Annotated in this window: 22 protein-coding genes; 9 read left to right on the forward strand and 13 right to left on the reverse strand. The window is 38.0% G+C overall.

The features are described from left to right. Positions 1 to 37 precede the first annotated feature (37 nt). The 8 genes from HRT55_RS02960 to HRT55_RS02995 all read right to left on the reverse strand — a co-directional run bounded on the left by HRT55_RS02960 (position 38) and on the right by HRT55_RS02995 (position 4773). Positions 38 to 754, reverse strand: coding sequence for a hypothetical protein (locus tag HRT55_RS02960; protein WP_291618708.1), 717 nt, complete (start codon positions 752 to 754; stop codon positions 38 to 40). A gap of 186 nt (positions 755 to 940) precedes the next feature. Then, the gene (locus HRT55_RS02965; protein WP_291618710.1) at positions 941 to 1486 is read right to left on the reverse strand and encodes a manganese efflux pump MntP family protein; all 546 of its coding nucleotides are present in this window, start codon (positions 1484 to 1486) and stop codon (positions 941 to 943) included. A 110-nt stretch (positions 1487 to 1596) separates the two neighbouring features. Next, the gene (locus tag HRT55_RS02970) at positions 1597 to 1812 is read right to left on the reverse strand and encodes a hypothetical protein (protein WP_291618712.1); all 216 of its coding nucleotides are present in this window, start codon (positions 1810 to 1812) and stop codon (positions 1597 to 1599) included. 110 nt (positions 1813 to 1922) lie between these two features. Then, positions 1923 to 2435 (reverse strand): GNAT family N-acetyltransferase, encoded by a 513-nt coding sequence (locus HRT55_RS02975; RefSeq protein WP_291618714.1) that lies wholly within the window; start codon positions 2433 to 2435, stop codon positions 1923 to 1925. A 292-nt stretch (positions 2436 to 2727) separates the two neighbouring features. Continuing rightward, complete coding sequence (locus HRT55_RS02980; RefSeq protein ID WP_291618716.1) at positions 2728 to 2934, reverse strand: hypothetical protein; 207 nt, start codon at positions 2932 to 2934, stop codon at positions 2728 to 2730. Positions 2935 to 3025: 91 nt separating this feature from the next. After that, entirely contained in the window at positions 3026 to 4006 is a 981-nt protein-coding gene (locus HRT55_RS02985; RefSeq protein WP_291618718.1) for an alpha/beta hydrolase, read from the reverse strand. Positions 4007 to 4079: 73 nt separating this feature from the next. Then, on the reverse strand, positions 4080 to 4295 hold the full coding sequence (locus HRT55_RS02990; protein WP_291618720.1) for a hypothetical protein: 216 nt from the start codon (positions 4293 to 4295) through the stop codon (positions 4080 to 4082). A gap of 154 nt (positions 4296 to 4449) precedes the next feature. Then, positions 4450 to 4773, reverse strand: a complete 324-nt coding sequence (locus tag HRT55_RS02995; RefSeq protein ID WP_291618722.1) for a hypothetical protein — start codon at positions 4771 to 4773, stop codon at positions 4450 to 4452. A gap of 243 nt (positions 4774 to 5016) precedes the next feature. On the opposite strand from HRT55_RS02995, the gene HRT55_RS03000 reads away from it, so the two are divergent. Continuing rightward, positions 5017 to 6660 (forward strand): M28 family metallopeptidase, encoded by a 1644-nt coding sequence (locus HRT55_RS03000; RefSeq protein ID WP_291618724.1) that lies wholly within the window; start codon positions 5017 to 5019, stop codon positions 6658 to 6660. A 135-nt stretch (positions 6661 to 6795) separates the two neighbouring features. Here the strand turns inward: HRT55_RS03000 and HRT55_RS03005 are convergent, their stop codons facing one another. Continuing rightward, positions 6796 to 7713 (reverse strand): LysR family transcriptional regulator, encoded by a 918-nt coding sequence (locus HRT55_RS03005; protein WP_291618726.1) that lies wholly within the window; start codon positions 7711 to 7713, stop codon positions 6796 to 6798. A gap of 207 nt (positions 7714 to 7920) precedes the next feature. On the opposite strand from HRT55_RS03005, the gene HRT55_RS03010 reads away from it, so the two are divergent. Beyond that, entirely contained in the window at positions 7921 to 8442 is a 522-nt protein-coding gene (locus tag HRT55_RS03010; protein ID WP_291618728.1) for a magnesium transporter, read from the forward strand. Next, complete coding sequence (locus HRT55_RS03015; RefSeq protein ID WP_291618731.1) at positions 8439 to 9428, forward strand: HlyD family efflux transporter periplasmic adaptor subunit; 990 nt, start codon at positions 8439 to 8441, stop codon at positions 9426 to 9428. The genes HRT55_RS03010 and HRT55_RS03015 overlap by 4 nt, the downstream gene beginning before the upstream one ends. A 118-nt stretch (positions 9429 to 9546) precedes the next feature. On the opposite strand, the gene ybaK is transcribed toward HRT55_RS03015, so the two are convergent. Next, positions 9547 to 10014 carry a Cys-tRNA(Pro) deacylase gene (gene ybaK / locus HRT55_RS03020; RefSeq protein ID WP_291618733.1) on the reverse strand — a complete coding sequence of 156 codons (468 nt, stop codon included), beginning with the start codon at positions 10012 to 10014 and terminating at the stop codon, positions 9547 to 9549. A gap of 520 nt (positions 10015 to 10534) precedes the next feature. Then, positions 10535 to 10747, reverse strand: a complete 213-nt coding sequence (locus HRT55_RS03025) for a hypothetical protein (RefSeq protein ID WP_287205970.1) — start codon at positions 10745 to 10747, stop codon at positions 10535 to 10537. A 722-nt stretch (positions 10748 to 11469) separates the two neighbouring features. Between HRT55_RS03025 and HRT55_RS03030 the strand changes: the two genes are divergently transcribed. The 4 genes from HRT55_RS03030 (at position 11470) to HRT55_RS03045 (ending at position 17307) form a co-directional block, all read left to right on the forward strand. Then, entirely contained in the window at positions 11470 to 13788 is a 2319-nt protein-coding gene (locus HRT55_RS03030; RefSeq protein WP_287205967.1) for a peptidase, read from the forward strand. Positions 13789 to 13792: 4 nt separating this feature from the next. After that, positions 13793 to 14836, forward strand: coding sequence for a hypothetical protein (locus tag HRT55_RS03035; RefSeq protein WP_287205964.1), 1044 nt, complete (start codon positions 13793 to 13795; stop codon positions 14834 to 14836). Between the two features lie 435 nt (positions 14837 to 15271). Continuing rightward, entirely contained in the window at positions 15272 to 16381 is a 1110-nt protein-coding gene (locus HRT55_RS03040) for a hypothetical protein (RefSeq protein ID WP_291618737.1), read from the forward strand. Between the two features lie 440 nt (positions 16382 to 16821). Further along, a complete protein-coding gene (locus tag HRT55_RS03045; RefSeq protein ID WP_291618740.1) occupies positions 16822 to 17307 on the forward strand; it encodes a low molecular weight protein-tyrosine-phosphatase in 486 nt (161 codons plus the stop codon). Positions 17308 to 17428: 121 nt separating this feature from the next. On the opposite strand, the gene HRT55_RS03050 is transcribed toward HRT55_RS03045, so the two are convergent. After that, complete coding sequence (locus tag HRT55_RS03050; RefSeq protein WP_291618741.1) at positions 17429 to 18481, reverse strand: 3-deoxy-7-phosphoheptulonate synthase; 1053 nt, start codon at positions 18479 to 18481, stop codon at positions 17429 to 17431. Between the two features lie 201 nt (positions 18482 to 18682). Continuing rightward, positions 18683 to 19492 carry a pyruvate, water dikinase regulatory protein gene (locus HRT55_RS03055; RefSeq protein ID WP_291618743.1) on the reverse strand — a complete coding sequence of 270 codons (810 nt, stop codon included), beginning with the start codon at positions 19490 to 19492 and terminating at the stop codon, positions 18683 to 18685. A 360-nt stretch (positions 19493 to 19852) separates the two neighbouring features. Here HRT55_RS03055 and ppsA point away from each other — a divergent pair, with 360 nt between their 5' ends. Further along, complete coding sequence (gene ppsA, locus HRT55_RS03060; RefSeq protein WP_291618745.1) at positions 19853 to 22246, forward strand: phosphoenolpyruvate synthase; 2394 nt, start codon at positions 19853 to 19855, stop codon at positions 22244 to 22246. A 282-nt stretch (positions 22247 to 22528) separates the two neighbouring features. Beyond that, the gene (locus HRT55_RS03065; protein ID WP_291618747.1) at positions 22529 to 25711 is read left to right on the forward strand and encodes an FAD-binding and (Fe-S)-binding domain-containing protein; all 3183 of its coding nucleotides are present in this window, start codon (positions 22529 to 22531) and stop codon (positions 25709 to 25711) included. Positions 25712 to 25754: the final 43 nt, after the last annotated feature.

Genomic DNA, 25754 nt, shown 5'->3' on the forward strand with positions numbered 1-25754 from the left:
AGTCGTTACTCACTCATACCTTTAGCATTACTTTAAACTATTTAATTGCTTTTATCGCCGCAGCACTAACGGGATTACTACCAAAGACACTGATCACTAACGAAGCTATGCCGGCTAATTCTGCGGCTTTACTTATGGATTGTCCTAGCGGGGACTTTTGTTTATCGCCAGTGCGATAAGCTTCGAATCGTTCGGGACCAATAATATCATTACGGATTCTTTTATAAATAGCCTTGATGGCATCATTGGCTTGCGCTTGTGAATCTGTAAGCACAGATAGATAGACACGATTGATCACCTTATTAAAGACATCAAACTGGGTGACAACTTGTTCAGAAGAAGGGGAGTAACTGGCAGTACTTTCAAGTAAACGTACTTGTTTTTGAAAATAGCGAAAATGTGCGGGGTTTTCTAACTTAAAGCGAACTTGACCCTTTTCTAAGCTCTCAAGCTCGATAGACACTCGTGATAAAGAGGCAATAATATCTAACCAAACCTCTACTTCATCTTTACCTGAGAACTTAATCCAGCCGGTTTCCACTAAAGACTTTACTCGACTTTCTTTAATTTTAAAGGTTTCCGATAGCGCAAAAACATCGACTTTTTTTGTGCCCGAATATTTAAGGTATAAATGAATAATGAGTGCATCAAGGTCAGCCTTTGGCATAGAGCCTAAACCTTGTTGACCGACATAACTTTGCATTAAATCACGTAAAAATAAAGCTTTGGAATTTTCTGAAATATTTTCTAGCACAATATATCCCTATTTATGGCTCAAACTTATACTATTAAAGATTGTTCTTCTAAGTATCAAGGTAGCCTTTTTCAAGCTGAGTTAAAAGTTATTTATCTCAGGATGAAAAACGAGCCAATTAACAATTCGCCATGGCGATATTGCTTATCCAGAGCTCAGGTTACTGATGTATTGAGTTTTACTGACTTATGCTGTTATCAGGATTTTTATTGACATTAAAATCAAGGTGATACCGCCAAGGAGTTCGGCTTTACTCTCTAGCCAAGTACCTCCTTTAGTACCCACTAACACCCCAAGCCAACTAAAACAAAAGGTGATCGAACCAATAATAAGACAAGCAATGAAAGGGTTTACCGGGAGAAGAGTTAAGCTAAAACCTGCTGCCATAGCATCAATACTGGTAGCAATCGCAAGGATTAATAAAACTCTATGGGTAATTTTGCTGATATCTTCTTCTATGCCTTCTGCGAAAGATTCATAAATCATTTTCGCCCCGATTAGGAAGAGCAATAAAAAGGCAATCCAGGGGGTATAGGACTCAGCCCAACTTAACAGGCCTTTACCGCCCAGATAGCCAATTATCGGCATGACGCCTTGAAACAGGCCAAAATAAAGGGCAACTATGATGCCTAAATGAGCGACTTTACCGCGCTGTTTGGTTGCACCTAAGCCAATGGCAACGGCAAAAGCGTCCATACTTAATGCGATTGCTAAAATAAATACTTCTATCATTGAAAATACCTTAATTCAAAAAACTGCAAGCCGTCAATTAATTCAGCGACGGACTTATCTTTGACTACTGCTTGTGTGGCTATACCTTGATTCAAATACCCCTGATCAAGTCAATAACCTAGCTCGGCACTTCGGCTATATTCAAAGTAACCTTTAGTAGCTGAAATACAACCAACTAGAAAACCATCAAGTTTACTAGCTTTGATCGTGTCAGCTTGGCTAGCACGGTTTACCCACCACTTGGCATCATCAATATTGTAAGGCTGATGAATAGCGGTGTTAACGTATTGTGTTTGTTGTTGGTCATTTAAATAAGTAAGTAACAAGGGAATATCGGAATGATTGAAATCCCTAGGATAATAATTTTTAATGCGAGTTAATCAGAGCTAATCGGCTTTGACTCCGATATTATCGCTTTATAATAACAAAATAGATGTTATCTAATGTTACTTATGTATTCATAGAGGTTGTTTTGGCTGTTATATAATTCCATCATACCGGTTTGCTTGAAGCCCACTTTTTGTAATAACCTATTTGAAGAGTGATTATCTGGGCTGGTTATAGCTAAAACAGTCGTTAAAGAGTGTTTAGGTAATTGTTGTTTTAGCATATTATTTGCAGCTTCTAAGGCATAACCTTTACCACAATATTCGGGTAAAAAAGCATAACCTAAATCCGGATGAGCTAACTCTTCACGTTTAAGTAAGCCACATATACCAATAGGACATTTTGTTGTTTTCAGCTCAACCAAGCACAGCCCAAAGCCGAGCTTTTCATAGCTTGCCATAGGTCCTTCTTGTAGGTGTTTTTCGGCTTGAGTAATATTACGAACATTCTTATCGGTAATATTAAGGATAAAGCTTTCTTCGTTCAGAAGTCGCAGCATAAATGCAGCATCCGCTAGGGTGAATTGCCTGATAATCAACCGTTCACTTTCACATACTATCATTGATAAATACCATAAAAATTTAGAACAAACACAAAAACATAACTTAGCTATTAGCTCGTTTATACAAGTAATTAAGATTTTACTGACTATATTGCCAGATCAGCAAATGAACTCTGTAACAATTTGGGTTTTTACTGAATTGGCGAAAAGCACTGTTCATGCGCTTGATGGTGCATTTTTCAAGTTGCGTCACACTTGGTTCTTTATCACGACTAAAAATAGCCTGGGGCCTTAGGGTGACTTCGTCATTACAATCTTGCCCTGTGCATCTGTTTCCATAACCCCAAGAGCATTATTTATACCAAATACTTACCACAATTGTTGATGGTTGAAAGGAACCAGCACTTTGAGATTGGGTGATATTATGAATTTTGATATTTGGTTGTGTGGCTAGCCAAAGATTAATTTCGCCTTCTAAACCTTGATCGGTTGCGACATCGGATTTAGGCAGAAAACCTATCTTTGCCCGCAAAATTTTAGTAAATATTTTAACTTCCATAATATGGCCTTATTAAAAGAGTGTTCAGTAAGTTAGTGTTAAATTGGTAAAATTTTTCTTGAATAAATGGTGCCGCTTAATTTAATTTATTTTAATTGTCATAGGACTTTATAATCCATAGTTGCATTAATTTGGCCGCTTCTTCACTCAATGGCAAATTTAGATGTTTAGTGTTTTTCACAAGGTGAAAGTCAGCATGCGGGGCATTAATTTCTAGTACTTTTTTAAACTCATTTGGATAAAAGGCCTCATCTAATTCACCCACTAGCAGCAGCATTGGACTTTTGTAGTTTGATAAATCAGTAGCATATGATTGTGGCGAAAAAGACTCATTTAACTGATAACTATAACTTTCTAATTGCAGTTCACCTGCGACTTTCGTTGGACGGTTAAAGAAGAGTACCTGATAGTGATTTAAAAAAGTGATGCCTATGTTATTAAGCATGGCTAATCCAGCGTAACGAAGCTTGGCCACTTGTACCCAGCCGCCTGAGTTTTTCCTAACAGTGGGTGCTTGATAACCTAAATAAGGGGCTAAAAGAATAGCGCCATCAAATTGATTTAGATTATTACCGCCATACTTAACCGCAAGCCCACCGCCAGAAGAATGCCCAGCTAATATGACTTTCGCGTTGGCATAGGATGACTTTATATGGCTAATTAAATCTTCGAGATCATGTTCAAGCTGGCCAAGGTAATTAATATCGCCCGGGGTAGAGCCTCGTGAATAACCATGGCCACGTAGATCGGGGATGATAACGGTAATATTTAATTCAGTATTTAGTTTTTTAGCTAAGGGGATTAAATATCTTCCCTCTGTCCCTGAGCCATGTAGTAAAACAATAGTTTCAGCAGAGCTACCTCGAATATACCGGTAAAACAACTTGCTATTGTCTCTTGCCTTATAGTACTGTTCGTTTATTGACGTAACCGAAAAATCGTTTTGTGCGATAGCATCAAAGTCCAATCCTCCCTCAGGCTGTACACGTTTTATCGGAAGAAAGACAAAAGTAAAGGCCATTAACAAATAGATTAAAGCTGACACCACTAAGCAAATAATTACTATACGCACAAAGTGTCCTTTTGGTTGAAATCATCACCGTATATAATTGCTGCATTTGCTTGTAAGCAATACCGAGCACTAACTATTTTGATATAAAAGATTTAGCGTGACTAACTAAGCGATTTTTAACTCGAGATGTTAAACCTAAACTTATCAGGCCAGATGAAAATACCGAGATAAATATAATACTTTTGATAATTTTAGCGCCGGTGAATAAAGCGAAGAGTATTAATAAAGCTGCATAGCTTACGCCAATTAAACCTAAGAAAAGACACATCCCTTTAATATCGTTATTCATAATATTCCTTTAATGGTAGATAAACACTTACCTTGATATTAACCTAAAAATTTGCAAGGCACTAAACATAATGATTATTGCTAACGTGGCAACTGTTGCCTGTAAGTTATTTAATGACCTTATTCTAGGTCATTAAGAGGTAATTAATTACTAATTAAGCGAGGAAATTCACTTCCATCATATCGACTATTTGGTTGATGCTAATGTCTTTTAAGGCATGTTCGGTTGAAGAGTGGACTACACCTGCTTTATCACCTAAGGCAATGTCAACCGTATCAGGCTTACTATCATGCAGCACCAATACCATTTTCTTATCCATTGTGATGCAATCAATCGTTATCGCATCGGCGTTCATGCCTTGTTTACGTAATGTTTTATCCATTATGCCCATCAAGGTATCTACATGTTTGTTACGGTCATAAAATAAATCATTGGCTTGGGCTACTATATCAGCGAGTTTTTTTAAGGATTCTTTCATTTTATTCTTATTAGTAGGGTGGTTGAACGGGCAGTAATTTGGCTACTGTAAACTAGAGTACAGGTAAAATCTATCTACAAGTTATGTGTCATTGACCTTGGTGGCAACTGAGCATGACAGTTCATTTACCTTGCTGTACCTTGCTGTACCTTGCTGTACGTTGATTTACATATCGAAGCTGGTTAGTTGTTTTGAGAACATTTATACTTCGGCCATCTTTTTCACTGTATAAGTATAATTATTATGATAAAAAAAATTGCATTATCACTTCTTTCAGCCGCAGTGCTGGTAGGTTGTGTGGCAACTACCTCTGACGACTCTTCACCAGTTAGCTCCTCACAAGACATTAGCGCAAGCTACGACAGTATTAATACCGCGCAATTAATTGAACATGTAAAAGTGTTATCTTCAGATGAATTTGGTGGTCGTGCGCCATCTAGTGAAGGTGAAAAGCTTACTCTTGCCTATTTAACTGAGCAGTTTAAAGCTTTAGGCTTTCAACCTGGCAATGGTGATAGCTTCTTACAAGAAGTACCATTAGTGTCAATTGAAGCCTCAACTGATATGAGCTTAGTCATTGGTGGTAAAAGCTACCAACAAGGCACTGACATGGTTATGGGCAGTGCTCGCATCAGTGAATTAGAACAACTTAAAAATTCTGAGCTTGTTTTTGTTGGTTATGGTATTAATGCACCGGAATATAACTGGAATGATTATAAAGATCTTGATGTTAAGGGTAAAACGGTTGTTATCTTAGTGAACGACCCTGGTTTTGCTACGCAAGATCCTGAATTATTTACTGGTAATGCCATGACCTATTATGGTCGTTGGACATACAAGTATGAAGAAGCAAGTCGTCAAGGCGCTGAAGGGGCAATTATCATTCATGAAACTGCACCCGCATCTTACGGTTGGTCAGTAGTTAAAAACTCTTGGACAGGGCCACAATTTAGCTTTCAACGTGAAGACTTAAATAAAGGTCGTGTTGCCGTTGAAGGTTGGATTAACAGCGATGTTGCTACTGAGTTATTTGCTAAAGCGGGTTTAGACTTTGCTGAAATGAAAGAACTTGCTGCACAAGGTAGTTTCAATGTTGATATGGGTGACTTAGATGCCTCTATTACGGTTAAAAACACCATCAAAAATTCAATATCATATAACTTTATCGCTACCTTACCAGGTACTATAAAAGCGGATGAACATATTTTATATTCTGCTCATTGGGATCACTTAGGTACTGATTTAACTAAAGAAGGCGACCAAATTTATAATGGCGCTCGTGACAATGCTACGGGTACTGCTGCGTTAATTGAAGTTGCTGAAGCATTTGCTAAGTTACCGAATCCTCTTGACCGCTCTGTTACCTTTTTAGCGGTAACGGCAGAAGAGCAGGGTTTACTTGGCTCAAAATTCTATGCCGCAAACCCTATTATCCCAGCAGCTAAAACTGTTGCTAATATTAATATGGATGCATTGAACGTAAATGGTAGAAGTGCAGATGTTGCTGTTTATGGTTTAGGCCAATCAGAGCTTGATAACTTTTTGACAAAAGCAGCAGCAAAGCAAAATCGCGTAATTTCTGGTGATCCTAGACCTGCAGCAGGTATTTACTACCGCTCTGATCACTTTGCTTTTGCTAACGTAGGTATTCCAGCGTTATACGCAAAAGGTGGTGCTGTGCCAGCCGACCAAGCGACAGCTGATTTACGTGCTAAATTAGATCCAATTCTAGCCAAGTGTTACCACGGTCTTTGTGACCAATACAGTGACGATTGGGACTTAACAGGCGCTGTTGAAGATATGCAATTATTCTTTGAAATTGGTGTTGAGTTATCTGAGGCTAACGTTTGGCCACAGTGGAGCAAAACCTCTGAATTTTCACGTTAATAATAGCGAAAGTAGTCTCGTTAAAAGCGATGTTATTTGCTAGTTGTCTATCTATAGATAACTAGAGCTAGATATAAAGCCTTTGTTTATCAAAGGCTTTTTTATGCTTGTCATTCTATTAACAGACTAAGGTTATTATTCACTGTACTTTTTTGCTATTTGATTAAAGAGCTCTCTAAACCATTTATGGCTAGGATCATTGCTGCGTGAAGGGTGCCAATAAATGGCAACCTTTACCGGCTCTTGTAAAAAGTTGGCTTTAAGCTGTTTGAGTTTATGTGAATTAATACATTGTTCAACTAATGTTTTCGGCAAGAGCGCAAGGTAATCGTTTAGTTCAACCACTGGCCACATTTCCATAATACTACTGACTTGCCACGCCACTTGCCGTTTACTCAGTAACTCTTTATCTTTAAGATTTATCCCTTCTAGGTAGCCAACTTTTTTATCAAGTTGAGCGAGAGTCACATGGCGTTCATGTAAAAATTCATCAGCTGAAATAGTATCACCAATGAGTCTTGGGTGATCTTTGCGGCACATTACACATAAAGTATCTGCCATGATAATTTTGCAGTTAAGGTGTGATGTTTGATCCGAATACGCCTCGATAATCAAATCGTAATGTTGAGAGCGAAGCATATCGGTTTGATCTTGATTATTCAGCGGTTCAACCTTCACACTTGCCAAGGGCGCTTCACGACTCATAATTGCTGACAACTCAGATAATATGGTGGAACCAAGGACATTGATCGCCGAAATTACAAATTGTTTATTACATTTTAATGGCTCAAATTTTTTGAATTCAGGGGTCATATAAGCGATGTTTTCAACCGCACTTGCTAATGTCGGATAAATATCTAAGGCGAACTGTGTTGGTTCAACCCCATGACTACCACGAATAAACAACGCATCTTTAAATACTTCTTTTAGCCGAATCACCCCTTGGCTGACGGCTGACTGACTGATGCCTAAACGTTTTGCTGCTTTGGTGTAATTTTTTTCTTCAACTACAGCGACAAATGTGGGAATTAAACTGTAATCTGAATGCTTCATCTCTTCTAACCAACCCAGTAAGTACCTAGTGATATAAATTAACTTATATCATATATCAGCTAACTTCTGGTTTTTTTATTTATCATGGCGATCTTGAATATTGGATATACCAACAGAGGTAATTATAAAAAAATCTATCATGACTTTATCGATATTGATATCGATGGTAACTCCTCATACGGGCACAACATCGGCAGAGGAAATAACATGAATTTATTAAAGGCTATGTTTCGAGTAATTGGGATTATAGCTAAAATTTTATTCAAATTTAGCTGCTTTATGTCAGTGATGTTAGCTGGCGCATATTTATTTGCACCTATGGGTATCATTAACTCTAAAAATATTGATTTAAGCAGCTTCAGCAACACGCCTAATGACACTATGATGTTGCTGTTTAACTCAGAGTACTTCAGCGGCTACTTATTCTCAGTAACCATCGCCCTGGTTGTCTTTATTGCTTACATATTATGGGACTTACATGAAATTGCCCTGCATAAAGCGAAAGAGAAAAAGAGTTCTCATATTCAATTAGTCTTTGCACTATCTCTTTGTGGTCTTTTCATACACAAAGTTTGGTGGGTATTAGCGATAATTATTGCTTTTGCTAACTGGGAACAGCTAGGTGCCTCGATAAGTAATATTCTACGGAATAGCCGCTCAAATACGAAGCCAACTAAGGAAGTTGAAGCTACGGGCAATAATCCCATTAAAACGGAGATTAAATCATGAAAGAAGTCATGATCCCTTATATTTTGTTGATGTGGATTTTAGTCTCAACAGGGGCAATTAGGTGGTCACTAAAAAGTGCTTTTTGGATGATTTCCGGCGGCGTCTTTATTTTAGTGGTATTAGGTGTGCTCTCACGTTTATGGGCACCTGTTGATTTGACTTCCTCATCTACCATCAAGGCACCACATGCGGTGTTATCGCCTTTATTGGGTGAAGAAATAAAGCAAATATATGTTGAGCATAATCAGTTTGTTCACAAAGGTGAGGTTATCTATACCTTGGTTGACACCAATTCAAGTGCAGACTTAGAAAATATTCGTGCTTCAATTGTCACACAAGAGGAGTCTATTGCGCAGATGTTACGTGATATAAAACGTGCGAAGATTTCTCCAGATATATTTAATGAACGTGATGTTGAGAATTACCATTCACAGTTAAGAATTGCAAAATCAAACTTAACTTCGCTGCATGCAGATTTCAAAAGAGTTGAGTTTGAACAAGAAAGAAAAACAATTCGAGCACCTTTCGATGGCCAAATATCCGTAGTGAATGTTGCCAACGGTAGCCGTATGGGCAACATGCACATTTATGATACCTCGCGTAAGTTTTTAGAAATGCGCATTCCTGATCAAACGTATCGGTATGTAAAACCAGGTCAATTTGCTGAGTTTTATGTTGATGCCTATCCGGGGGAAATATTTCGCGCTAAGGTGCATAGTTTTACTACGGGTACAGGGGAAGCTTCAATATCACCAATGCAAGGACCACAGAGTGTTAGACAGCATGTCGGTTCAAATACCAGTAGCCATGGCCGTACCGTAATACTCGAAATTATTGAGCCAGAAGGAAAAATCATTCCCATTGGCGCAACGGGCTCGGCATGGATTTCTGCTAAAAAGCCTCATGCATTCTTTGGCTTTATTGATGTGATTGGTGCCGCTACCGTGCGACTTAATTCTTACAAGTCATACTTAAATGCGATGTAAAAGTGTCATACACAGGTGTTAAGTTAAGCTAAGTTCAATGATTTGAAAAGAATGTGTTTTTTATGATAAGTGGTAGTAAGCACTACTGCTTTTTTATTGCTGTTTTAGCAGGGTAGGCTTATTGACAAATGCCTGCCATATTGGCTTGGGTCAATTTCTGTAGATCTTGTGGACTTAACTCTATTTCTAAACCTCTTTTACCCGCGCTGATATAAATCGTCGGGAATTGCTGTGCCGATGCATCAATAAATGTTTTTAGGCGCTTTTTTTGTCCAAGTGGGCTAACACCACCAAGCACATAGCCGGTTGAGCGCTCAACATCAGCTTTATCTGCCATAGTGGCCTTTTTCGCACTACATGCTTTGGCAATTAACTTCATACTTAACATTGCTGACACAGGCAGCACAGCTACAACCAAGGCTTTCCTATCAATACTTACCACTAAGGTCTTAAAAACTCTATCGGTGGCAATGCCAAGCTTTTGTGCAGCTTCATCACCATAAGACTCAGCGGTAGCATCATGTTGGTATTCATGCACTTTATAAATCACTTTGTTTTGTTTGGCGGTATTTATTGCGGGAGTCATGGAAGTCTCTTATCTTTTGATTAAACTTGTGATTTTCTTTGAAATTTATCTTTATTTATTGTTAAAAAAAATAGACAATAAAAAACATAAAATAAACTCCCTAGCAGGAAAATACAAGTTGTTAATCCTGTTAATGGGCAAGGTGATTCAGCAAACTAAGTGGTGTGAAAAATGTCTAACAACGTAAATATAAAAGGAATTAACTCAGTTTTATTTGTTTGCATGGGTATAAGAAGCCATTAAGCAACCCCTTTATTTTTAATGGGCTGTAGAGCAGTCCCTAAGTTGTACTCTACCTTTTCCCTAAACCTGATATTACTTGAACTTCTTATATCTAAATTAACATGTTAGCTGTATTTTACATTGACAGACTAGGAAATTGTCGTCAACTTAACAATTTTCAAGCGAGTGTATTCCGGCACAGAAACTCTATTCATAAAGAAGTACTTAAAGGCGGCACATTGACTGAACCTAATACTGCTGCAACTGTCTTGCTGCTACCGTTGAAAAATACTATGCTCTATTGATGTTTCAGCTTAACTATAGAGGTATGAACGTCAGCCTGACCAAGGTAGAGAATATCATCCTCGTAAGATATTATTCTTTTGTATAATGCACGATCCTTAGTTTTAGCTATTAATTCACCCGTTTCTATACCCACAATATGTGTTTGATCATCAACACTATGCCAGTGAAAAATTTTACCCTGATGTTCAAATAATTGCTTTTTCATAATTGGCTTTGCTACTTTTTCACGTTTCTAATTAACGATGGAGCCGGATAAATTGTCTACAAATAAACAACCATGTTTACTTGGAAAAGCTCTCTCACCTTGTGTTACTAACGTTTTAAAGGAACTGTTCTCTGCTGAAAATGGCGTTTTCTCCCTCGGCAATCATACATTGATTATTAGAAACTGATTCAATGGTTTTTCTATCAGTGCAGGGCTAAGTGAGCAACTACCTGAGGAGATTAAAAAGCGTTATTTTGGGGCAGGAGAAAGAGGGTTGTTATTTATCGCTTTTCTTAGTGAAATAACGAACTACATTCTCGATGATTTGTCGGTTACAGAAGATGATTTTTTAGATATATTTGGTTTACCCAAAACTGCATATTTTGCAGAATCGACTTTTGATAGTTGGGCTGATTTGATTTCATAAAAACTAACGGGAGCTTCTGCTCCCGTTTTCTTGTGACTTAGTTAATATAAAAATCGAATGATATGTGATCGAATAGGTCATTTAAACCACTAATAATAGTGGGCAATAAATATTTATTGATCAAAAGTAAAACTTACCACATATAACCTTTAATTATAGTTGATAACTCTAATTGATTATCAGACAATCAGAGTATATTCAAATAGTTAAACGTTCATAACTACTTTTCTATAATAAAAAACCTTACATAAGTGTCTTTAGAGATACTCAAATTAATTTAATTCAGGAGTCAGGGATGACGGGTAAAAACACTTTCCGTTCTATTTTTTGCGTACTTTCATTAAGCACAGTGATTGCTTGTGGGGGGGGAGAAGAATCGCCAGAAACAACAGTAGAATTACAACAGCCACCTCAGCCGACAACACAATCATACTCAGTCACAGTCATTGATGGTTATTTACGCTCAGCAACAGTTTGGTTAGATTTAAATAACAATGGCTCTCAAGATACGGATGAACCCACTACAATCACCCAAAGTGGTGGTAAAGGGACGCTTACTTTACCTTCTGATATTAACCCTCAAAATTACAGCGTTATGGTGCTTGCACAAGCAGGTATTACTTTTGATGAAAGCTTAAATCAGCTAGTTGAAAAAGACTTTATTTTGGCTTCACCCCAAGGTGAAAGCATTATCACCCCATTAACTACTCTCGTTTACTTAAAGAATAGAGAACTAGGGAATATAGAAAGTGCTAAATCACTTATAGGTGAGCAATTTAATTTGACGCCTCAGCGTCTGTTTTCTGATTTTATTGCCTCAAGCGATACCGAGCAGGAAACTATTGCAGCTGATATTGTTCGATTGTCTTTAATGGCTGAATCGGAAGACGAATTTACAAATTTACTTTCTGATTCTAACGTGCTGTTTGAAAATATTAATGAGTATCTAACACTGAGTGTTAGAGATGATAATAAAATAAGAGTAATTAGAGATCTCGGTGGTGCATTAGCGAGAGATACTGATCTTGATGATATAGCGGATACCGACGATCCAGATATTGATGGTGATAGTATTTTAAATGAAGATGATGCTTTTATTTATAATTATAAAGAGTGGAAAGATCTTGATAATGATGGGATTGGTAACAACAGTGATACGGACATCGATGGTGACGGTATTCTCAATGATGAGGATGATAATCCTCTATTGGCAGAATTCAATACCATCAAAAACCCTGGTGAACTTAAAGTATCAGAGCTAATAACGGGTAATATTACTCAAGGTCAATGGCAATACTTTACCGTTAAATCACCTGAAGATGTAATGCTTAATTTTTCACTCGAAAATTTGTCTGACGATGTAGATTTATATGTTAAACAAGGCGAGTCACCAACTAAATTTGATTACCACTGTCGCTCTAACTTAAGCAATAGTGAGGCAGAAAAATGTGTAATGCGCGCTAAAGAAGTGACTACTTACCATATTGGAATTTTGGCAAGACAAAATGCTAACTTTGAATTAATAGTTGAGTCTGAGGCTATTGTTTATCAGAAAGTGATGTTATTACTGCATGGGTTAGCGTCAGATCCAGGAACATGGGATGCTATGGTCAATGATGACAGTTTCTTTAATGGAAATTGCCAAACTCTAACTATAGATAATGATACTTTATTAGACGTAGATACTAATAATAATGGTATTAGTTGCTTTAATTTGGAATTTGGATCTTTTGATCGAGATTCTGAGTTTTCGGCAACAGGTCTTGATAATAAAACTTGTGGTAGCGCTTTAGGCTGTAATGGGGATTACACTACCTTTGAAGGTTTAGGTTCTGAGGTCAATGCCGGAATTAGCCGTATTATTGAAACATTAGGACAGGATATAGAAGTCTTTATGTTTGGGCATAGTCGCGGAGGTTTGGCTGCACGCTCCTATTTACAAAATGACCAATTAACAAACCGATCACTAGTAAAAGGTTTTGCCACCACAGGTACTCCACATCAAGGGTCTCCACTTGGCCGTTTTTATCAATATATGCACAACAATTGTATTCCTAAAAGCACTTATCGCCAAGATAACAGTAAGTGTGAAGATAACTGGGAAGTGATTGAAATGCTGCAAGGTATTAGAAAGTTTTTTGGTTACAATTATTCAAATAAATACCAAATGGATTTACAGGCGCCAAGTATTGATTTCTTATCTCCTGAATCATCATCTATTAAAAGCCTAAACGAAAGTGTATATGATCTTAATGGCTTAATCATGGGCCAGTTAACTTATGAAGGAACTTCATTTGGTATATTAGGTAAGGATGCAGGATTATCAGATACGTATGATCTATACGCATATGGAACATGGTTTTCTGGTGACCATCCTCACCCTGATACATTAAGGTATATTGAAAATGGTCAAACAAGATCGTCACTGAAAGGTGATGGAATCGTACCATCGTATAGCCAAAAACTGAGTTTATTACTTGATAAAGAAGGGATTGAAATTACGGTACAAAGAAGTCAAAAATCTGTGAATATATTACACATAGAAGAAACCTCTAAAGTCAGTGATATTAACTGGATTTTTGAAAGGTTATACCCAAACTTAGGTTGGAAATAATACTATGAAAAAACTTACTATTATTATTTTTGTAGTTGTAGTTGCCACGGGAGCCATTGGGTGTCTAAGTATGTCTTCTTTCCCTTCAACAGAAACAGAGTCAGTGCAAAGAGTCGAATCAGCCAAACCTGCTGTATTAGCAAATGACAAAGCTAAAATTTTAGAATCTAAACGGGAAGGCAAAGAAAAAGATGTTAAAAGTAATATTATTCATACTATGCTAGATGCAACTAAGGCATTGCAAATAGCTAATACGCTTTTAAGCAATATTTATAATCATGAAAAAATAAATGTCTCTGATGAAAAAGACCTTTTAAAATACCTCAAAGCAACTAATGATGAAGGCGTTTATCAGCTTATCGTCAAAAAGTTACAAGCTGCTGATGTGGGTAATGAAAGCGACGATAGATTAGTTGAATATAGCTTAAGTCTGCTAGCTGCTGTTAATTCTCGTAGAGCAAGTGAGCTGTTCTTTAACTTTATTGGAAAAGAAAAGTGGCAAGGTTCGGATGCTATTTACATCGTCAATAAATCTATTTCAAAATTAGCACGAAATAGTGACTACACTGATTTGTTTCAACAAACATTTACACAAACTTTGGATGACAACCCCTTTGTAGCTGAGTTAGCAACAGCTATTGCTCTTAATGCTCAAGCGGAGCAAGTAGATTACCTAATTAGCTATGTTGATAGCTCATTAGAACATAAAGGTAAAGCCGCAACCCAAGCAATGAATAGCATTCATAAAGAGTCTTTAGTCCCACATATCTCCAGTTATATCTCCGATAGCTCAACAGAAGCCGTTCAAAGTACAGCGCTCAGTTCATTGGCTAATATGGGGCAATATGAAGCTGCATCGGCATTAATAACATGGAGTTCACAACAACCTAAAGGTTCTATAAAGCAAGTTGAAAAGCTATTTAATATTGCTTTAAGTAGGAGTCCGTCAGCTAAGAGAGCAATTGAGAAAGAAATAAACTCTCAAGAATTTGCTAACGAAAACGTAAAAGAGTTAATTATTAAGATGTCTAATGAGGGGGTAAATTAGTCATTATAAACTTAAGAGTCTAGGCTTGTTGGTCTTTTTATAGCCAATAAGCTGCTAGAGAAAGCCATAATTCCCTCTCCGTCACCTTATTTAAATATATACAGTGTGGAGTATCAAAGCGTTCTATAGCCTATCTCAACAAAGGCTGTTTATTTATTTGATTCCGGTAAAACTCAAACTTGGATCTACCGATACTTAGCATTGATTAGATGTATCTGGATGAATATTAAACAATAAAAATCCAGATAGTATATGAGACACTAGAGATGAAGGTTTATTCCCAAAGGATGCGAGCGGCCTTACTGAATGAGAATCACATTTCGAATGAAAGAAGCTAAAAGAGGTAAACTTTATTAAACGAAGAAAACCAATAAAGCCTTTAGCTTTACCTATTCAACCTAAACGATAAAACAATAGTACAAGGAAGGTATTAAATTGAACCCAATAGTTAAAAAATCCAAAATATTATTTCCTAAATCAAACTTTCCAATTCACCATACTTTTATGGAAGTGTTGTTTAGGTATTACTCTACAGATACGACTGATGTAAGTTCTTCGGATATTGGAAAGCTTTCACTGTTAATGGGTAAAGAGTTTATATGCTTGCTATATCTTGTTGAACACCTAGATGAAAATGATAACTCTAATGAGTTTTTTAGTCTTTGTTTAAAAATGAAAGTTAATGCAAAAAAGCTCAAGGCGACGAATGGTGCGGAGCTTATAACAGATGAGTTACCCAAGATAACTGAAGCTATAGAAATTTATTCAGTAGCTTTTGAGCAAGAGAAACTAGCATTACTACAAGAAGCTGAAAGGCTAAAATCTGTTGAGAGAGCTGAATTAGCTAAGAGAGTTCAGGAAAACTTTAGGCTGCAAGAAGCTAAGTATTTAAAGACCTTTTGTGATTTCCCTGAATTTGGCATAAATAGAATAAAAATAGGCTCCCACGCCGCCAAAATTTTAAAGCGCCTCCAAGGTGGTGTTATTAATGAACAAGACTTTATCTGGCTGGATGAGAAGGGCTTTAATAATGAAAGTGTCACTAAAGCATTTTATATAAATAGAGCTAAAAGCCACTTAGCACAATGGAAAATTAGTAATAAACCTTGGAACTTGGTTAATGCTATAGCTGACTACAGAAAGGCTAAGTCATCTCAGGAAGTGCTTGGTGTTGTTAAATCAAACTACCCCTTTAAGTTCTCTAGAGGGAATAAAAAGTTGAACTCAGCCTTACTCACAACCTCTGGTGGTGTCTATCGTGACCTAAACCAATATGCTGAGTCTTTGAAGCTAGGAAGTGAAGCCAACACACTAACGCCCTCTGATTTTCGCCCCTGTACCTTGATTGGCGCATCTAACATATTGCTTGGCAATGTTAGTGAAGGGTATGAGTGGTATCAAAAAGCGAAGGAGCGAGGTTTTAAACCTGATAGCTACGATAACGAGCTTCGTTCAGTCTATATGCGCTGTAGTAAACAGATCCAGAAAGAGCTAAGGATTGACTTGTTAGGGAAGGGATATAGTTACTCTTGGTTAGCAAGTTAAATCAAGAAGGCAGATACAATCAAGTAACATTTCAAATCATGACATTTACAGTCTGCCTATGATGCTGCTCAAAAGTTAAATAAAAAGACAAGATAAGTTAGCAGTTTTAGCAAATTGATAGAAAAACATGAGATAAGACAGGCAAAATGGTATTAGCCTAAAATAGTTAGTATGGCTAATATGCATATCTTTGAGAGTGGAATATTTTAGTAAAGGGTTCAAAATCGCATGTCGCTACGCGACATAGTAATGAAAAAATAATTCTATGAAAGCGTTTAGCTTCTTTTGGAAATAAGTTATTAAACCTCCCAAAAAATATCCTAGGAATATCCTAAAACAGTCTATATTTTTCCCTAAAAAAAATGTAACCTATTGATACCTATTAAGTTGTTGTTTGATGCTTGAATGACAATACAGATTAATATAAGTGATTGATTATAATGGAAGAAAAAGTTTTGAAAGACATAAAAGGCGTGAAATCTGTATTGTTTGTCTGTATGGGCAATATTTGCCGTTCGCCCAGTGCCGAGGCGGTGTTTAGACATAAAATGAACGCTCAAGGCCTAACTCTGAAAGTTGATTCTGCGGGTACGTTAGGTGCTCATGCCAAAGAAAAGCCAGATCATCGTGCGCAAAAAGCTGGTGTTGCCCGTGGTTATTCTTTTGATGGCATTAAAGCGCGTAAGGTGACAGTGCAAGACTTTACCGACTTTGACCTTATTCTAGCCATGGACCACGACAATGTTGAAGAGCTAAAGAAAGTAGCACCAGCAGCTGCGCTAGATAAAATACATTTATTGTTAGATTTTGCTGTCGACCATGAAGAAGAGCAGGTGCCAGATCCGTATTATGGCGGCGCTAAAGGTTTTGATTATGTACTGGATTTAGTTGAAGCGGCCAGTGATGGTTTATTAGATAAAATATAAATCGGCATATTTACTTTATCTCAAGATAATAAAAAAACCTTAGCCAAAGCTAAGGTTTTTTTATTTGCATAGTTATACTTTTTGCTCTTTTAACAAAATAAGTAAAACCTTATCGCTTTATTTAAGCGAAACGCGTTTTTACTGAATCAGCCAGTAAGGCTAATATGTCATCACTTACCGTTAAATCAACACAGGCATCGGTAATACTTTGTCCATAAGTTAATGGCGTATCTTTTTTAACCGCTTGATTGCCTTCGACGATGAAGCTTTCAATCATTACACCAAAAATACTCTCTTCACCCTGGCTGATTTGCTCCGCGATTGAGCGAGCGACATCTATTTGTTTATTGTGATCTTTACAGCTATTACCATGGCTGCAATCAATCATAATACTTTGTGATAGTGACGCTTTTTCAAGTTTCTGGCGAGTCTCTTTAATATCAGCAACATGATAGTTAGGAACCTTGCCACCACGTAAAATCACATGGGCAAACGGGTTGCCATGAGTTTGGTAAATACACATTTGGCCACTTTTATCGGGCGAATATAATACATGAGGTACACTTGAAGCCTGAATCGCATCAAGGGCAATTTTAACATTGCCGTCAGTGCCATTTTTAAAGCCAACAGGGCATGACAAGGCAGACGCTAATTCGCGGTGAACTTGGCTTTCAGTAGTACGTGCGCCGATAGCGCCCCAACTGATCAGGTCGGAAATGTACTGACCGGTAACCATATCTAAAAACTCAGTACCAGCAGCGAGTCCTAGGTCATTAATTTCGACTAATAAGCTACGTGCTAATTTTAAACCTTTAGCAACGTGAAATGATTTATCTAAGTCAGGGTCACTAATTAAACCCTTCCAACCTACGGTGGTACGTGGCTTTTCGAAGTAAACACGCATAACAATAAGTAATTCACTTTTATACTTGTCACGCAATACCGTCAGCTTTTTCGCGTAATCAATGGCTGCAGCTGTATCGTGAATAGAGCAAGGGCCGATAATTACCAGTAAACGCTTATCGTCACCACGAATAACCGCTTCAATTTCTTTGCGGCTTTGCATTATAAAATCTGCGGTGGCAGCACTTAAGGGAATTAGCTCAGCAAGCTCAGCGGGAGAGGCTAAATTTTCAATTAGCGTCGTGCGTAATTCATCAGTTTTAATGGTCATGAAATTCTAATACTTTTTTGGTTTTAATTTGATTTAGTTTGTTTTTAGTTCTGCCTTTTCATCAACAAATATTTCGCAGCACATAAACTAATTTATGGGCGCTAACATAGCTAAATTAGCCGCTAATGTGAACTGTTATTACTAATAAAAAGCGATAAAACGCCGATCATTTGATATCAAGAAGGTCTTAATTATGACAAATTAATATTTGTAACGCTGCAAGCCGGTTTCAGACAGTATTTTAGCGGTAATTTCTTCAACTGAAAACTTGGTGGTATTGATGAAAGGTATCTTCTCATTTTTATAGAGTTTTTCTACTTCTCGAACCTCCATGCGACACTGTCTGGCTGAAGCATACTTACTATTAGACATACGGCCTTCTCTTATATCCATCAGCCTTTTTGCATCTATGGTTAGGCCAAAGAGTTTCTTTTTGAAGGGCTTTAAAAAAATGGGGATGTTTAACTCTTCCATATCATCATCGGTAAAAGGGTAATTGGCCGCTTTAATGCCATATTGCAGTGCTAGATATAGCGCGCTTGGCGTTTTACCTGAGCGTGATACACCAACTAAAATAACATCAGCTTCTTCATAGTTGGTTACGTTAGAGCCATCATCATTGGCTAGCGCATAATTCACGGCTTCAATGCGGTAATCGTAAGTTTTTTCATGAATACTATGGGTTCTATGGGCGATAGGTTTGGCTTTTACTGCCAGTTCTTTTTCTAGGGGAGCAACATAGGGCTCTAAAAAGTTATAAATTACCGCGTCACAACTATCAATTATTTCACGAATATCATTATTAACGAAGGTATGAAATACCAACGCTGATTCACCGCTGCGGTTGGTCGCTCTGTTTATTTTTTCTTTGGCCTCTTCAGCCTTTTCGACGGTTTCTACAAAGGATATGGTGTGGTGCTCAAATTCAGTGGGGAAAAGCGACAGCAGTGCATGACCAAAAACTTCAGAAGTGATGGCAGTGCCATCAGAGATATAAAAAGCTGAACGCATAATTGAATCGTCTTAATTGAAAAGTGAATTGAATAGTTATTTATCTGTAATGAATTTATCGTGAAAGCTAGTATGAAAACTTTTAAGTTATATTTTATTATGTCTTTAATTTACTATAACTGGCAGTGTAGAATGTACTTAACTACAAAAAATACTAAGTCTATCAAGTGGCTTCACACTCAGTGATAATTAAAAGCCTTTGAGGTAATGCATTGATTGAATATAAGGGTTACGCCTTTATCAAAATCAATAGCGCCGTATTGTAATGCTTTTAAACTCACTCATGAAGCGCTGAGTTGAGCATTAACTTAATAGAGTTAGTATGATTAAACAAATTTATTTTTTAATTGGAGAAGTGTCGTGCAAGAAAATGTTCTTTGGTATCAAAGCTTAGGCATGAATGATGTAGATCGCGTCGGCGGTAAAAATGCATCACTTGGTGAAATGATTTCTAACTTGGCTAATGTTGGTGTGCAAGTGCCTACGGGTTTTGCAACTACCTCATTTGCCTTTAATGAGTTTTTAGAGCAAAGCGGTATTAATGAAAAAATTTATCAACTTCTTGATGGTTTAGATGTTGACGATGTTAATGCGCTAGCCAAATGTGGTGCAACTATTCGCCAATGGGTTATCGATACACCATTTCGTCCACAAATGCAGCAGGATATCGAAGCTGCTTATGCACAACTTGCCGGTGACTTCTCTGACGATGCTTCTTTTGCGGTACGTTCTTCGGCAACAGCGGAAGACATGCCAGATGCTTCTTTTGCTGGTCAACAAGAAACCTTTTTAAATGTTCGCGGTTTTGATGCGGTAATGATTGCCATTAAACATGTATTTGCTTCTTTGTTTAATGATAGAGCTATTTCATACCGTGTACATCAAGGCTATGACCACCGTGGCGTTGCGCTATCTGCTGGTATTCAGCAAATGGTGCGTAGTGATATTTCTTCTTCGGGTGTAATGTTCTCTATAGATACTGAATCTGGTTTTGACCAAGTAGTCTTTATCACTTCAAGCTTTGGTTTAGGTGAAATGGTAGTACAAGGGGCAGTAAACCCTGATGAATTTTATGTTCATAAACCAACCCTAGCTAAAGGTAAACCAGCGGTAATACGTCGTAATATTGGTAGCAAAGCTATTAAGATGGTGTACTCAGATAGCCAAGAGCATTCAAAACAAGTTGAAATTGTTGATATCGATCCAGTCGATTCTAACCGTTTTTCATTAACCGATAGCGAAGTTGAAGAGCTGGCTAAACAAGCGGTAATCATTGAAAAGCATTACGGCCGAGCCATGGATATCGAATGGGCAAAAGATGGCTTAGATGGCAAGCTGTACATTGTACAAGCACGTCCTGAAACGGTTAAGAGTCGTGAAAATGCCAATGTAATGGAACAGTTCCACTTACAAACAGATGATACGCTAGAGATTGTTTGTGAAGGACGCTCAATTGGTCATAAAATTGGTAGTGGTGAAGTGAAAGTATTATCGTCACTCGCTGAAATGGATAAAATCCTACCAGGTGATGTTTTAGTTACCGATATGACCGACCCAGATTGGGAACCTATCATGAAGCGCGCCTCAGCGATTGTTACTAATCGTGGTGGCAGAACTTGTCACGCCGCTATTATTGCTCGCGAAATGGGCATTCCAGCGGTTGTTGGTTGTGGTAATGCCACTGAGCTGATTAAAACCGGCGATATGGTAACTGTATCTTGTGCTGAAGGTGATACCGGTTTTATTTACCGCGGCAAGCTAGATTATCAGGTGAAGACTTCTGAAATTAATGATATGCCAGAGTTACCGCTTAAAATCATGATGAATGTTGGTAATCCAGACCGAGCTTTTGCTTTTGCTCGTTTACCACATGCAGGTATTGGTTTGGCGCGTTTAGAGTTTATTATCAATAAAATGATTGGTATTCACCCAAAAGCGTTACTTAATTTTGATAAGCAGTCAGCTGAATTACAAGATGAAATTAACGATATTATCGCCGGTTACGAAAGCCCGGTTGAGTTTTATATTGCCAAACTAACTGAAGGTATCTCAACCTTAGCAGCGGCATACTCACCAGAGAAAGTCATTGTTCGTATGTCTGATTTCAAATCAAATGAATACGCTAACCTGGTTGGTGGTGAAGCGTATGAGCCGCACGAAGAAAACCCTATGATAGGTTATCGCGGTGCTGCACGTTATATCTCTAAAGATTTCAGAGATTGTTTTGCCTTAGAATGTGAAGCGATAAAACGTGTTCGTAACGACATGGATTTAACCAATGTTGAAGTGATGATCCCGTTCGTGCGTACTTTGGGAGAAGCGGCTGCGGTTATTGACATTTTAGCTGAGCATGGTTTGAAACGTGGCGAGAATGGTTTACGTATTATTATGATGTGTGAATTACCGTCAAATGCTTTATTAGCGGATCAATTCCTTGATTACTTTGATGGCTTCTCTATTGGTTCAAACGATTTAACTCAGTTAACGCTTGGTTTAGACAGAGATTCTGGTTTAATCGCCCATTTATTTGATGAACGTGATCCTGCAATTAAAATATTACTGGCAATGGCAATTAAAGCCTGTAAAAAGCGTGGTAAATACGTCGGTATTTGTGGTCAAGGACCTTCAGATCATGAAGACTTTGCTGCTTGGTTAGTAGAACAGGGCATTGATAGTGTCTCGTTAAACCCTGATACGGTATTACCAACTTGGTTATATCTTGCGGAACAACTAGCAAAGAAAGCTAAAAGCTAGTATTCGCTCAGTGAAAGCAAGCTAAAATATAGCTAACATAAGTAAAACGAAGCGGCTTACCCAGTTTATCTGGCTAAGTCGCTTTTTTATGCTTGTTTTGGCAACTGTTATCTCTGTCAATAAGCTAAATTAGCATAGAAAACCTGATTGCATAAAATATACAGAGTTATTCATTTTAGTTGCCATAATATTGAATATAGGGACACTAATTGCGTAAAATTCAATTTCTTCCATGATATACTCGAACCACTGTCCTGTTTAACACAAAAAAGTTAAGTCGTTATGCTTCCCCATATTAGTCATCAAAATCACCTTCCGCCTTTATATGACGATTTTATCAGTTCATTAAAAGTTAATCATTTCACTGGTGATATTAACGCCAGTTATAGCGCTAGGTTGGCTGTCGCCACCGATAACAGTATTTACCAACAGTTACCGCAATTAGTTATTCATCCGCGCACTAAAACCGATATTATTTTATTGGCTAAAACAGCCAGTAATGAGCAGTTTCTAAGCATTAAGTTCAGCGCGCGTGGCGGTGGTACCGGTACTAACGGCCAGAGTTTAACGCCGGGTGTGGTGGTTGATTTATCTAAATACATGAATAAGGTATTAGAGATCAATGTAGAGGAAAAGTGGGTCCGCGTTGAAGCCGGTGTGATTAAAGATCAACTCAATGATTATTTACGTCCGCATGGTTTTTTCTTTGCGCCAGACTTATCTACTTCAAATCGCGCGACTGTTGGCGGTATGATTAATACCGATGCATCAGGACAAGGCTCATTAGTTTACGGTAAAACCTCAAACCATGTCTTAGCTCTGGACTCGGTACTTGCCAATGGCGAGGTATTTAATACTGAACCGATGGATTTAGCGCAAGCACAGGACTTAGCTAAGCAAGAAAGTACTTATGGCCATACTTATAGTAAAATAATGGCGCAGGTGCTTGATTCTTGTATTAACAATCGTGCTTTGGTATTAGAGAAGTTTCCCCGTTTAAATCGTTTTTTAACCGGTTATGATTTAGAAAACGTCTTAACGGCAAACGAAGCAGGAGAGATTACTGGCGTTGATTTATCACGTTTGATCACTGGCTCTGAAGGCTCATTAGCCTTTGTTTGTGAAGCCAAGTTAAACATTAATCCTATTCGTGTTGCTAAAACACTGATTAATATCAAATACAACAGCTTTGATTCAGCGCTACGTCACTCGCCAGCTTTGGTTGCAGCGAAAGCGACTTCAGTAGAGACCATCGATTCACGGGTATTGAATCTTGCTAAGCAAGATATTGTTTGGCATAGCGTTAGTGATTTAATCACTGACGTGCCCGGAAAGATCATGGATGGCATTAATATCGTTGAATATAACGGCGATAGCATTGCCGATTTAGCTGAGCAGGTCAGCGAGCTTACCTCGATATTAGATGAGTTGATTTGTAAAGACAGCTCAGACTCAGATAGAACAGATAACTCGGATGGCTCCTCTGGGAGTCGTGGCGTTATTGGTTATCAAGTGACATCTGATCTTGGCAGTATTAACAAAATTTATGCCATGCGTAAAAAGGCTGTGGGCTTGCTAGGTAAAACAGCTGGCAGTCAAAAACCGCTTGCCTTTGCTGAAGATACTGCGGTACCACCAGAAAACCTTGCCGATTACATTGTTGAATTTCGCGCGCTCCTTGATGGTCATCAATTAAATTATGGCATGTTTGGTCATGTCGATGCTGGGGTTTTGCATGTCCGTCCAGCACTGGATATGTGTGATCCTGAGCAAGAAAAGTTACTGCGAATTTTATCTGATGAAGTGGTTAAGCTAACCGCCAAATATGGTGGCTTGATGTGGGGTGAACACGGTAAAGGCTATCGCTCTGAATATGGCCCAGCTTTTTTTGGTGAACAATTATTTACTGAACTGAGAAAAATTAAAGCAGCTTTTGATCCGCTTAATAGAATGAACCCGGGTAAAATTTGTACGCCGTTTGATTCTAATGAACAATTAGTCAGTGTTGATGATACCAAACGTGGTTTCTTTGATAGACAAATTCCAGTGACGGTGAAAGAGTCATTTACCGCCGCCATGGACTGTAATGGTAACGGCTTATGTTTTAACTACGATGCTGATAGCCCAATGTGCCCATCAAGCAAAATTACCGGTGACAGACGCCATTCGCCTAAAGGCCGTGCTGGTTTGATGCGTGAATGGTTACGCTTATTAGAAAAGCAGGGTGTTGATATTCTTAAACTAGAAGACAATATCAATAGCTCAAAAAGTTTTTGGTCGATAAAAGAAATACTGAGCAGTGCCGCAGAAAAACTACGTATTAACTTTATTAGTAAACCACAGCAAGATGACAATGGTAATGGCGATTTTTCCCATGAAGTCATGGACGCGATGCAGGGCTGTTTAGCCTGTAAAGCCTGTGCTAGTCAATGTCCTATCAAAGTGGATGTTCCAGATTTTAGATCGCGTTTTATCAATATCTATTATTCTCGTTATGCCAGACCATTAAAAGATCACCTGGTGGCTAACGTTGAGATACTGGCGCCATTAATGGCTAAAGCGCCAAAAATTGTTAATGCAGTACTTAATACTAAGCTCTATGAAAAGTTATCAGCGAAAACCATTGGTTATGTAAATACGCCTTTATTATCAGTGCCAACCTTGAAAAAACAAGTGAAAAAATCGGGTTTTTCCGGCTTTAATTTAAGCAAGTTACAGGGGCTAACTACAGAGCAACGTAAAGGCTACGTACTGATAGTACAAGATCCTTTTACTTCATTTTACGATGCTAATACCGTACAAAGCATGATGAGCTTAATTAAAAAGTTGGGTTTAGAGCCAATATTGTTACCCTTTAAACCCAATGGTAAAGCGCAACATGTTAAAGGCTTTTTAGCGCGTTTCGCTAAAACGGCTAAATCAAGCAGTGAGTTTTTAAATCAACTGGCCGCCCTTGATATTCCTATGCTGGGCATGGATGCGTCCATGGTGCTGTGTTATCGCGATGAATACGCTAAAACCTTGCAAGAAAAACGCGGTGATTTCACCGTGTTACTTGCCCATGAATGGTTATTAAGCTTTATTGAGCAAGACTCTAGCTTTAAGGCTAAGTCTGTTACAGCAGAGCTCTCCAAAGATAAGCCATTTAAACTTTTTTCCCATTGCACCGAGAAAACGGCGTTAGTACACAGTGAAAATGAATGGCAAAAAATATTTGCTCATTTTGGTTTACCCTTAGAAAAAGTGACTGTTGGTTGTTGTGGTATGGCAGGGACTTACGGTCATGAAAAAGTCAACCTAGAGAACTCTAAAGGTTTGTTTGAACTCAGCTGGCAACCGAAGTTAGACGTTTTAGCAAGTGAACAAATATTAGCCACCGGTTTTTCTTGTCGATCGCAGGTGAAGCGCTTTAGTGATTTAAAAGCGAGGCATCCGGCAACAGCGCTATTGGCGTCGTTGAGCTAACCTAGTCGCCATAGCAATGCAGCCAGTTATAGCAAAAAGTGCT

It is taken from the genome of Colwellia sp. (genome assembly GCF_013214175.1).
Lineage (GTDB): Bacteria > Pseudomonadota > Gammaproteobacteria > Enterobacterales > Alteromonadaceae > Colwellia.

Excerpts from the sequence above, each read along its gene's own strand:
- HRT55_RS03005 (WP_291618726.1), bottom strand. The coding sequence starts at position 7,713 with ATGAAGCATTCAGATTACAGTTTAATTCCCACATTTGTCGCTGTAGTT.
- HRT55_RS03035 (WP_287205964.1), top strand. The coding sequence starts at position 13,793 with ATGAAAAAACTTACTATTATTATTTTTGTAGTTGTAGTTGCCACGGGA.
- HRT55_RS02965 (WP_291618710.1), bottom strand. The coding sequence starts at position 1,486 with ATGATAGAAGTATTTATTTTAGCAATCGCATTAAGTATGGACGCTTTT.
- HRT55_RS02990 (WP_291618720.1), bottom strand. The coding sequence starts at position 4,295 with ATGAATAACGATATTAAAGGGATGTGTCTTTTCTTAGGTTTAATTGGC.
- HRT55_RS03065 (WP_291618747.1), top strand. The coding sequence starts at position 22,529 with ATGCTTCCCCATATTAGTCATCAAAATCACCTTCCGCCTTTATATGAC.
- HRT55_RS03050 (WP_291618741.1), bottom strand. The coding sequence starts at position 18,481 with ATGACCATTAAAACTGATGAATTACGCACGACGCTAATTGAAAATTTA.
- HRT55_RS03030 (WP_287205967.1), top strand. The coding sequence starts at position 11,470 with ATGACGGGTAAAAACACTTTCCGTTCTATTTTTTGCGTACTTTCATTA.
- ybaK (WP_291618733.1), bottom strand. The coding sequence starts at position 10,014 with ATGACTCCCGCAATAAATACCGCCAAACAAAACAAAGTGATTTATAAA.
- HRT55_RS03010 (WP_291618728.1), top strand. The coding sequence starts at position 7,921 with ATGAATTTATTAAAGGCTATGTTTCGAGTAATTGGGATTATAGCTAAA.
- HRT55_RS02975 (WP_291618714.1), bottom strand. The coding sequence starts at position 2,435 with ATGATAGTATGTGAAAGTGAACGGTTGATTATCAGGCAATTCACCCTA.
- HRT55_RS03015 (WP_291618731.1), top strand. The coding sequence starts at position 8,439 with ATGAAAGAAGTCATGATCCCTTATATTTTGTTGATGTGGATTTTAGTC.
- HRT55_RS03000 (WP_291618724.1), top strand. The coding sequence starts at position 5,017 with ATGATAAAAAAAATTGCATTATCACTTCTTTCAGCCGCAGTGCTGGTA.
- HRT55_RS02995 (WP_291618722.1), bottom strand. The coding sequence starts at position 4,773 with ATGAAAGAATCCTTAAAAAAACTCGCTGATATAGTAGCCCAAGCCAAT.
- HRT55_RS03055 (WP_291618743.1), bottom strand. The coding sequence starts at position 19,492 with ATGCGTTCAGCTTTTTATATCTCTGATGGCACTGCCATCACTTCTGAA.
- HRT55_RS02980 (WP_291618716.1), bottom strand. The coding sequence starts at position 2,934 with ATGGAAGTTAAAATATTTACTAAAATTTTGCGGGCAAAGATAGGTTTT.
- HRT55_RS03045 (WP_291618740.1), top strand. The coding sequence starts at position 16,822 with ATGGAAGAAAAAGTTTTGAAAGACATAAAAGGCGTGAAATCTGTATTG.
- HRT55_RS03025 (WP_287205970.1), bottom strand. The coding sequence starts at position 10,747 with ATGAAAAAGCAATTATTTGAACATCAGGGTAAAATTTTTCACTGGCAT.